The 8,977-nt window shown below is 72.9% G+C and carries 7 protein-coding genes; all 7 read left to right on the forward strand.

The features are described 5' to 3' along the window. Window positions 1-315 precede the first annotated feature (315 nt). The 7 genes from I8D64_RS10855 (at window position 316) to I8D64_RS10885 (ending at window position 8,388) form a co-directional block, all read left to right on the forward strand. Complete coding sequence (locus tag I8D64_RS10855) at window positions 316-1,218, forward strand: ABC transporter ATP-binding protein (RefSeq protein WP_200502650.1); 903 nt, start codon at window positions 316-318, stop codon at window positions 1,216-1,218. Beyond that, the gene (locus tag I8D64_RS10860) at window positions 1,215-2,255 is read left to right on the forward strand and encodes an aliphatic sulfonate ABC transporter substrate-binding protein (protein WP_200502651.1); all 1,041 of its coding nucleotides are present in this window, start codon (window positions 1,215-1,217) and stop codon (window positions 2,253-2,255) included. The genes I8D64_RS10855 and I8D64_RS10860 overlap by 4 nt, the downstream gene beginning before the upstream one ends. Continuing rightward, on the forward strand, window positions 2,252-3,073 hold the full coding sequence (locus I8D64_RS10865) for an ABC transporter permease (protein ID WP_200502653.1): 822 nt from the start codon (window positions 2,252-2,254) through the stop codon (window positions 3,071-3,073). The genes I8D64_RS10860 and I8D64_RS10865 overlap by 4 nt, the downstream gene beginning before the upstream one ends. Further along, a complete protein-coding gene (gene acs, locus I8D64_RS10870) occupies window positions 3,070-5,175 on the forward strand; it encodes an acetate--CoA ligase (protein WP_200502655.1) in 2,106 nt (701 codons plus the stop codon). The genes I8D64_RS10865 and acs overlap by 4 nt, the downstream gene beginning before the upstream one ends. Window positions 5,176-5,243: 68 nt before the next feature. After that, a complete protein-coding gene (gene sfnG, locus I8D64_RS10875) occupies window positions 5,244-6,491 on the forward strand; it encodes a dimethylsulfone monooxygenase SfnG (RefSeq protein WP_200502656.1) in 1,248 nt (415 codons plus the stop codon). After that, window positions 6,488-7,825: an aminotransferase class V-fold PLP-dependent enzyme gene (locus I8D64_RS10880; protein ID WP_200502657.1), complete on the forward strand. Its 1,338-nt coding sequence runs from the start codon at window positions 6,488-6,490 to the stop codon at window positions 7,823-7,825. The genes sfnG and I8D64_RS10880 overlap by 4 nt, the downstream gene beginning before the upstream one ends. Further along, the gene (locus tag I8D64_RS10885) at window positions 7,822-8,388 is read left to right on the forward strand and encodes a CoA-binding protein (RefSeq protein WP_200502658.1); all 567 of its coding nucleotides are present in this window, start codon (window positions 7,822-7,824) and stop codon (window positions 8,386-8,388) included. The genes I8D64_RS10880 and I8D64_RS10885 overlap by 4 nt, the downstream gene beginning before the upstream one ends. The last annotated feature ends 589 nt before the right edge of the window (window positions 8,389-8,977 follow it).

Genomic DNA, 8,977 nt, shown 5'->3' on the forward strand with positions numbered 1-8,977 from the left:
TCGTACGAGGAGGACCGGGAGCGGGGGCTCCGATCGCTGCCTGCGATGTGCCACCACCGTAGGAACGGGCCGAGGGCGATCTGAAGGCGTTTGGACGAGCCACCGACGAGGGTTGACGGGACTTTGACGCGCGCCCGGGCGGAGGTGACCGGGAGGTGACGCGCATTGACGCTCTCGCGGGGTCTGCGCCACATCGCCGGGAGCCGCCTGCACGGATGCGGGGGATCCGCCGGAAGGCATCGCAGGGGCCCCGAATGTGTCCGCTTATGACATCGAGGTGGCATGCGCAGGTCGCGGATGCCCATGATGCCGGGCATGACCACCACTGTGTCCGCCGACGCCCGTGCGCGCCGCGCCGCGAGCCCACGCGGCGGGAGCCCGACGGACGCGGACCCGATCGCCGAGCGGGGCGCGCTGCGCCTGGCGGGCGTCGGCCGCGCCTTCGGCCCCGCCGAGGTCCTGCGCGCCCTCGACCTCGAGGTCCGCGCCGGGGAGATCCTCGCCGTCATCGGCCCCTCCGGCTGCGGGAAGTCGACCCTGCTGCGCCTGGTCGCGGGCCTGGATGCGCCGAGCGCCGGCGGGATCCGCCTGGGCGGGAGCGTGATCCGCGGCGTCGACGAGTCCACGGCCGTCGCCTTCCAGGAGCCGCGCCTGCTGCCCTGGCGCACCCTCGAGGCGAACGTCGCCCTGGGCCTCCCGCGCGGCACCGCCCGCGCCGAGGGGCGCGAGCGCGTGCGCCACCTGCTGCAGCTCGTCGGTCTCGAGCACGCCGCGGACCAGCGCCCGCGCGAGGTCTCCGGGGGCATGGCCCAGCGCGCCTCCCTCGCCCGGGCCCTCGCCCGCGGGCCCGAGGTGCTCCTGCTCGACGAGCCCTTCGGGGCGCTCGACGCCCTCACGCGGCTGCGCATGCAGGACCTCCTGCTCGAGATCCACGCCGCCGAGCCCACCACCGTCCTCGTCGTCACCCACGACGTCGAGGAGGCGCTGTTCCTCGCCGACCGCGTCGTCCAGCTGCGCACCCTGCGCCGCGCCGCGCCCGAGGAGGGCTCGATCGCCCGCGTGATCGATGTGCCCAGCCCGCGCCCGCGCGACCGCGCCGACGCCGCCCTCGCCGCTCTGCGCAGCGAGCTGCTCGACGGGCTCGGCGTCCCCAGCCACCACGGCACGCCCGTCCACGGCACGACCACCCGCCCCACGACCTCCGAGGACCACGCATGACCCGCACCGCACGCACCCTCAGCCGCCGCGGCGCCCTCGCGCTCGGCGCCGCCGCCCCGCTCGCCCTCGCCGGCTGCGTGGCGGGGGAGAACGCCCGGAAGGACAGCGCGGGAGGGGGCGGCTCGGGCGACTGGTCGCTCTCCGAGCTCACCATCGACTTCGCGACCTACAACCCCCTCAGTCTCGTCATCAAGGACCAGGGCATCCTCGAGGACGCCCTCGGCGACGGCGTGAAGGTCACCTGGGTGCAGTCGGCCGGCTCCAACAAGGCCAACGAGTTCCTGCGCTCGGGGTCCGCCCACGTCGCCTCGACGGCCGGCTCCGCCGCGCTGCTCGCCCGCGCGAACGGCTCGCCCATCAAGGTCATCGACATCTATTCCCAGCCCGAGTGGTCGGCCCTCGTCGGCCCGAAGGGCACCGACCTGAAGGACCCCGCGGACCTTGCGGGACGGTCGGTCGCCGCCACCAAGGGCACCGACCCCTACTTCTTCCTCGTCCAGGCTCTCGACACCGCGGGCCTCACGGTCAAGGACGTCGAGATCCAGGCCCTCCAGCACGCCGACGGCCGCTCCGCCCTCGACGGCGGCTCCGTGGACGCCTGGTCCGGGCTCGACCCGATCATGGCCGCCGCCGAGGCCGAGAGCGGCGACGTCCTCTTCTACCGCAACGTCGACTTCAACACCTTTGGGTTCCTCAACGCCACCGAGGACTTCATCGAGAACCACGCCGACGTCGCCCAGGCGGTCGTCGACGCCTACGAGAAGGCCCGCAGCTGGGCGCTCGAGAACCTCGAGGGCACCGCGAAGCTGCTGGCCGAGGTCGCCGGCATCGACGAGAAGATCGCGCGCACCGTGATCACCGAGCGCTCGAACCTCGACGTCAGCGGTGTGCCCGGCAAGGACCAGACCTCCGTCCTCGAGAAGATCGCCCCCGTGCTCGGCGCGTCCGGCGACGTCCAGGGCGGGGAGGACGCCGTGACGAAGGCGCTGACGAGCATCGTCCACGACGCCTTCGCGACCAAGGCCACGAGCAAGTGAGCAGCGCGACCGCCGTCAGCGAGCTCGGCATCTCGCACGTCGAGAGCACCGCGGGGCCCCGCCGCGGCGGGTGGCCGCGCCGCCTCGCCCTCGGCGCCCTGGTCCCGCTGCTGATCCTCATCGTCTGGGAGGTCGTCACCGCGACCGGCCTCGTGCCCGCCTACCGCCTGCCCGGGCCCCTCGCCGTGCTGCGCGCCGCAGGGGAGCTGCAGGCCGCCGGCGAGCTCTGGCTGCACGTCGCGATCTCGGTGCAGCGCGTCCTCATCGGCTTCGCGATCGGCTCCGTCGCGGGGCTCGCCGTCGCCTCCCTCGTGGGCCTCAGCCGCACGGCCGACGCTCTGCTGGGCCCGCTCCTCGCGGCCCTGCGCGCCGTGCCCTCGCTCGCCTGGGTGCCGCTGCTCATCCTCTGGATGCAGATCGGCGAGACCTCGAAGATCACGCTGATCGCCATCGGCGCCTTCTTCCCGGTCCTCACCACGGTCTCCTCCGCGCTGCGGCACACGGACCCGCAGCTCGTGGAGGCGGGGCGCGCCTTCGGGCTGCGCGGCCTCTCCCTGTTGCGCACCGTGCAGCTGCCCGCCGCCGTGCCCGCCGTGATCTCCGGCCTCCGCCTCGCCCTCGCGCAGTCCTGGCTGTTCCTCGTCGCCGCCGAGCTCATCGCCTCCTCGATGGGGCTGGGCTTCCTGCTGAACGACTCCCAGCAGAACGGCCGCGTGGACCGGATCCTGCTGACCATCGTGCTGCTCGCCCTGCTGGGCACCGCCACCAACGCCCTGCTCGGCCTCGTCGAGAAGAAGCTCCTGAGGAGGTGGGCATGACGACCGCCCCGACCACGACCGCCCCGACCGGGCCCGAGGCCCGACTGGTCGAGAACCGCAGCTTCCCCCCGCCCGCCGCCTTCGCGGCCCGGGCGAACGTCGGCCCCGAGGAGTACGCGCGCGCCGCCGCCGACCCCGTCGGCTTCTGGGAGGAGGCCGCGCGCCGCCTCGAGTGGCGCACCCCCTGGCACACCGCGCTCGACTGGGCGCCCCCGACGCCCGATCCCACGCCCGGCGAGCTCAGCGTGCCCTCCGCCCGCTGGTTCGAGGGCGGCACCCTCAACGTCGCCGAGAACTGCGTGGACCGCCACGTGCGCGCCGGACGCGGCGAGAAGGTCGCCCTGCACGTCGAGGGCGAGCGCGGCGACCGCCTCGCCGTCACCTACGCGGACCTCCAGGAGCGCGTCTCCCGCGCCGCCAACGCCCTCGAGTCACTCGGCGTCGGCCCCGGCGACCGCGTCGTCGTCTACCTTCCCGTGATCCTCGAGACCGTCGTCGTCACCCTCGCCTGCGCCCGCATCGGCGCCGTGCACTCCCTGGTCTTCGGAGGCTTCAGCGCCGAGGCCGTGCGCTTCCGCCTCCAGGACACCGGTGCGAAGCTGCTGGTCACCTCCGACGGCCAGTTCCGTCGCGGGAAGGCCGTCGAGGTCAAGTCCGCGGCCGACGAGGCCGCCGCCGACCTCCCCGATCTCGAGCACGTGCTCGTGGTGCGCCGCACCGGCCAGGAGATCGCCTGGACCAGCGGCCGCGACCACTGGTGGGACGAGATCGTGGACCCCGCGAGCCCCGTCCACGAGCCCCGCGCCTTCGACGCCGAGCACCCGCTGTTCATCATCTACACGTCCGGCACGACGGGGAAGCCCAAGGGCCTCGTCCACACCGGCGGCGGCTACCTCGCCCACGCCGCATGGGCCCACTGGGCGCACTTCGACGCCAAGGAGGACGACGTCCACTGGTGCACCGCGGACCTCGCCTGGGTCACGGCCCACACCTACGAGATCTACGGTCCGCTCGCCAACGGCCTCACCCAGGTCATCTACGAGGGCACCCCGGACACCCCGCACCGCGAGCGCCACCTCGAGATCATCGAGCGCTACGGCGTCACCGTCTACTACACGGCCCCGACCCTCATCCGCACCTTCATGTCCTGGTTCGGCGAGCAGCTGCCCGCCGGTCACGACCTGAGCTCGCTGCGCCTGCTGGGCACGGTGGGGGAGTCCATCAACCCCGAGGCCTGGGTGTGGCTGCGCCGCACCTTCGGCCGCGACGAGCTGCCCATCGTGGACACCTGGTGGCAGTCCGAGACGGGAGCCGCCATGGTCGCCCCGCTGCCCGGCGCGACCACTCTGAAGCCCGGATCGGCGACCCGCGCCCTGCCCGGCATCGACGTCGCCGTCGTCGACGAGGCGGGCGAAGAGGTCGAGCCCGGCCGCGCCGGCGCGCTCGTCGTCCGTCGGCCCTGGCCCGGCATGGCCCGCACGGTCTGGGGCGACCCCGAGCGCTACCGCGACTCCTACTGGCGCGCCCACGCGGGCCGCGGCGAGCACGGCGGCTTCTACCTCGCCGGGGACAGCGCGAGCATCGACGCCGACGGCTGCCTGTGGGTGCTGGGCCGGCTCGACGACGTCGTCAACGTCTCCGGGCACCGCCTCTCCACGATCGAGATCGAGTCCGCGCTGGTCGCCGACCCCGCCGTCGCCGAGGCCGGAGTCGCGGGCGTCGCCGACCCCGTCACCGGCCAGGCCGTCGCCGCCTTCGTGACGGCGAGCGAGGGCGGGGCGACGGCCGACGGGGCCGGTTCCGACGGGGCGACGCCCGACGGGATCGACGCCGCCCGGCTGCGCGCGCTCGCCGCCCGCGAGATCGGCCCCATCGCCAAGCCGCGCCACGTGCTCGAGGTCGCCGACCTGCCCAAGACCCGCTCCGGCAAGATCATGCGCCGCCTGCTCGCGGACCTCGTGCACGCCGAGCGGGACCGTCGAGCGGGCCGCACGGCGGCGCCCCTGGGCGACGTCACCTCGCTCCAGAACCCCGATGCGGTCGACGCCGTCGGCCGCACCCTGGAAGGCCTGCCCGCGGATCACCCGCTCCTGGCAGGCTGACCCGGGCCGTCCGAGCCGACCTGACCATCCGAACCGACCGCCCGCACCGATCACCACAGGAGGTCACCATGACCACGACCGTCCCCGCGTCCAGCTTCGAGACGCCGCTGAAGTTCGCCTACTGGGTGCCCAACGTCTCCGGCGGCCTCGTCGTCTCCACGATCGAGCAGCGCACCGACTGGCAGCTGCCCTACAACTCCGCCCTCGCGAAGACCGCCGAGGACTCGGGCTTCGAGTACGCCCTCGCCCAGACCCGCTACGCCGCGAGCTACGGCGCCGCGCAGCAGCACGAGGCCTCCGCCTTCAGCCTCGCCCTGCTCGGCGCGACCGAGCGCCTGCGCGTCATCGCCGCCTTCCACCCGGGCATGTGGCACCCGGGCGTGCTCGCCAAGTGGCTCATCACCGCCGACCACCTCTCGGGCGGCCGCGCCGCCGTCAACATCGTCTCCGGCTGGCTGAAGGACGAGTTCACCGGCTTCGGCCTGCCCTGGCTCGACCACGACGAGCGCTACGTGCGCACCGAGGAGTTCATCAGCGCCCTGCGCGGCCTCCTCACCGAGGAAGGCTACTCGCAGGACGGGAAGTACTACTCGATCGACGACTTCACGCTCTCCCCGAAGCCCGTCGACGTGCCCGGCCGCCCCCACCCCGAGATCTTCTTCGGCGGCAACTCGACGGCCGCGCAGAAGGCCGCCGGCCGCGTCGCTGACTGGTACTTCTCCAATGGCCGCGATCTCGAGGGCTACCAGGGCAACGTCGAGGGCGTGCTGGCCTCCGCGGCCGAGGTGGGCCGCAGCCCCCGCTTCGGCCTCAACGGCTTCGTGATCGCGCGCGACTCCCGGAAGGAGGCCGAGGAGACCCTCCGCGAGATCGTCGCCAAGGCCCACCGCCCGGCCGTCGAGGGCTTCGCCCAGTCCGTCAAGGAGGCCGGGCAGTCCACGGCCGACGGCAAGGGCATGTGGGCCGACTCCTCCTTCGAGGACCTCGTGCAGTACAACGACGGCTTCAAGACCCGCCTCATCGGCACCCCCGAGGAGATCGCCGAGCGCATCGTCGCGTACAAGGAGATCGGGGTGAACCTGCTGCTGACCTGCTACCTCCACTTCACCGAGGAGGTCGCCGCCTTCGGCCGCGACGTGATGCCGATCGTCCGCGAGCTCGAGAAGGACCTCGCCCGCAAGCACGGCACCGAGCTCGACGCCTCGCAGATCCCCGACGTCCCCGGCGTGAGCGCCGAGGCCGCCACCGCCGCGGCCGACGCGACCCTCCCGTCGGCCCCGTCGGCCCCCTCGACGGATGAGGAGCAGGCCGCGTGAGCGACGAGCGCACCTTCGGGTTCCGCACCCGCGCCCTGCACGCCGGCGGCACGCCGGACGCCGTGCACGGCGCCCGCGCGGTCCCGATCTACCAGAGCACCTCGTTCGTCTTCGACGACGCGACCGACGCCGCGACCCTCTTCGCCCTGCAGAAGTACGGCAACATCTACTCCCGCATCGGCAACCCCACGGTCGCGGCCTTCGAGGAGCGCGTCGCCTCGCTCGAGGGCGGCATCGGCGCGGTCGCCACCGCGTCCGGGATGAGCGCCGAGTTCATCACCTTCGCGGCGCTCGCCGGCGCGGGCGACCACATCGTCGCCTCCGCCCAGCTCTACGGCGGCACCGTCACCCAGCTCGACGTCACCCTGCGCCGCTTCGGCGTGGAGACCACGTTCGTCGCCTCCTCCGACGCCGCGGAATACGCGGCGGCGATCCGGCCGGAGACCAGGGCCGTGTACGTCGAGATCATCGGCAACCCGTCCGGGCAGATCGCCGACCTCGAGGCCCTCGCCGAGGTCGCCCACGCCGCGGACGTCCCGCTCGTGGTCGACGCGACGCTCGCGACCCCGTACCTCGTGCGGCCTCTCGAGCACGGCGCCGACATCGTCATCCACTCCGCCACGAAGTTCCTGGGCGGCCACGGCACGACGCTGGGCGGCGTGGTCGTCGAGTCCGGCCGCTTCGACTGGGGCAACGGCAAGTTCCCCGCGATGACCGAGCCCGTCGCGAGCTACGGCGGGCTCAGCTGGTGGGGCAACTTCGGCGAGTACGGATTCCTCACCAAGTTGCGCTCCGAGCAGCTGCGCGACATCGGCCCCTCGCTCAGCGCGCAGTCCGCCTTCCAGTTGCTCCAGGGCGTCGAGACGCTCCCGCAACGCATCGACGCCCACCTCGCGAACGCCCGTGCGGTCGCGACCTGGCTGGACCAGGACCCGCGCGTGGCGTACGTGACCTGGGCGGGGCTCCCGGATCACCCGCACCACGAGCGCGCGGAGAAGTACCTGCCGCTCGGCCCCGGCTCGGTCTTCGCCTTCGGCGTGAGGCCGACGGGCGACTTCGCGAGCGACGAGGAGCGCGCCGCCGGGGCCCGCGCCACCGGCGAGGCGGTGATCGGGAACCTGCAGCTCGCCTCGCACCTCGCGAACATCGGCGACGCCCGCACGCTCGTGATCCACCCGGCCTCGACCACCCACCAGCAGCTCAGCCCCGAGCAGCTGCTCGCGGGAGGCGTGGCACCGGACCTGATCCGGATCTCGGTCGGGCTCGAGGACCCCGAGGACATCCTCTGGGACCTCGACCAGGCCATCACGACGGCGACGGGGGTGGAGCGATGAGCGCGGAGAAGACCGGGACGACGACGAGCGGGACGACGACGAGCGGGACGACGAAGGACGGCGCGGAGCAGCAGGCGGGACGGACCTGGGTCGGACCCTCGGCCCCGCAGCGACTCGGGATCCTGCGGCGCACACGGTCCGTCGCGATCGTCGGCGCCTCGACGAATCCCTCCCGGGCCAGCTACTTCGTGGCGACCTACCTCCTCTCGAGCTCGCCGTACGACGTGTATTTCGTGAACCCCCGTGCGACGGAGATCCTCGGGCAGCCGGCCTACGCCTCGCTCGCGGACCTCCCCGTGGTGCCCGACGTGGTCGACGTGTTCCGCCGCCACGACGACCTCCCCGACGTGGCCCGGGAGGCCGTCGAGGTGGGCGCGAAGACCCTCTGGCTGCAGCTGGGCTCCTGGAACGAGGAGACCGCCGCGATCGCCGAGCAGGCAGGGCTCGACGTGGTCATGGACCGCTGCCTGAAGATCGAGCACGCCCGCTTCCACGGCGGTCTGCACCTCGCCGGCTTCGACACAGGGGAGATCACCTCGAAGAAGCAGCGCCTCGCGCGGTAGGCGCGGGCGGGGCGCCCGGTGTTGCGGCGCCCGGTGGCGCGGCGCCGGAAGGCGCCCCGAGGCACGGTGCCGGAAGGCGCGGTGCCGGAGGGTGCCCGCGTCGCGCCGGACGCAATGGACGACGGCCGGTTCCCCGGATGGGGGACCGGCCGTCATCGTGCGTCGGGGGAGTGGTCGAAGGGGTCGGATGGTGCGGCAGCCCGCGGAACGGGCGCGTGGCATGGCGAACAGTTGGAGAGGCGAGGGCCCCGGGAGGCCCTGGCATGGGGGTGGGACATTCGGGGGTCGGGGTGTGGGTGAGTGTGTTTTGTGGTGGATGTGTTTGTGGGTAAGCGGGGGTTGTGGAGGAACGGATAAAGTTGTCCACAGATTCTCTTCGGCCTCTTGTGGTGTCCGTTTCGTCGGGTATTCTTGGGGGTATAGAACGTCAGGCCCGGTGGAGGGGAGGGGAATCGTGCTCGCGAATGGTGATGCGTTCGGTGATGGCGATGATTCCCTCGCGCCCGGACGTGGCGATTGCGAATCGGATTCGTCTGACGTCGCGGATTCTTCGCCCGCTCCGGCTGCGCCTTCGGGTGTGGGTCGTTTG

Source organism: Brachybacterium halotolerans (assembly GCF_016623465.1).
In the GTDB taxonomy this organism is placed as follows: Bacteria; Actinomycetota; Actinomycetes; order Actinomycetales; family Dermabacteraceae; genus Brachybacterium; species Brachybacterium halotolerans.

Bases quoted from the DNA above. Each gene is read 5' to 3' on its own strand.
- I8D64_RS10855 (WP_200502650.1), top strand. From the start codon at position 316: ATGACCACCACTGTGTCCGCCGACGCCCGTGCGCGCCGCGCCGCGAGC.
- I8D64_RS10860 (WP_200502651.1), top strand. From the start codon at position 1,215: ATGACCCGCACCGCACGCACCCTCAGCCGCCGCGGCGCCCTCGCGCTC.
- acs (WP_200502655.1), top strand. From the start codon at position 3,070: ATGACGACCGCCCCGACCACGACCGCCCCGACCGGGCCCGAGGCCCGA.
- sfnG (WP_200502656.1), top strand. From the start codon at position 5,244: ATGACCACGACCGTCCCCGCGTCCAGCTTCGAGACGCCGCTGAAGTTC.
- I8D64_RS10885 (WP_200502658.1), top strand. From the start codon at position 7,822: ATGAGCGCGGAGAAGACCGGGACGACGACGAGCGGGACGACGACGAGC.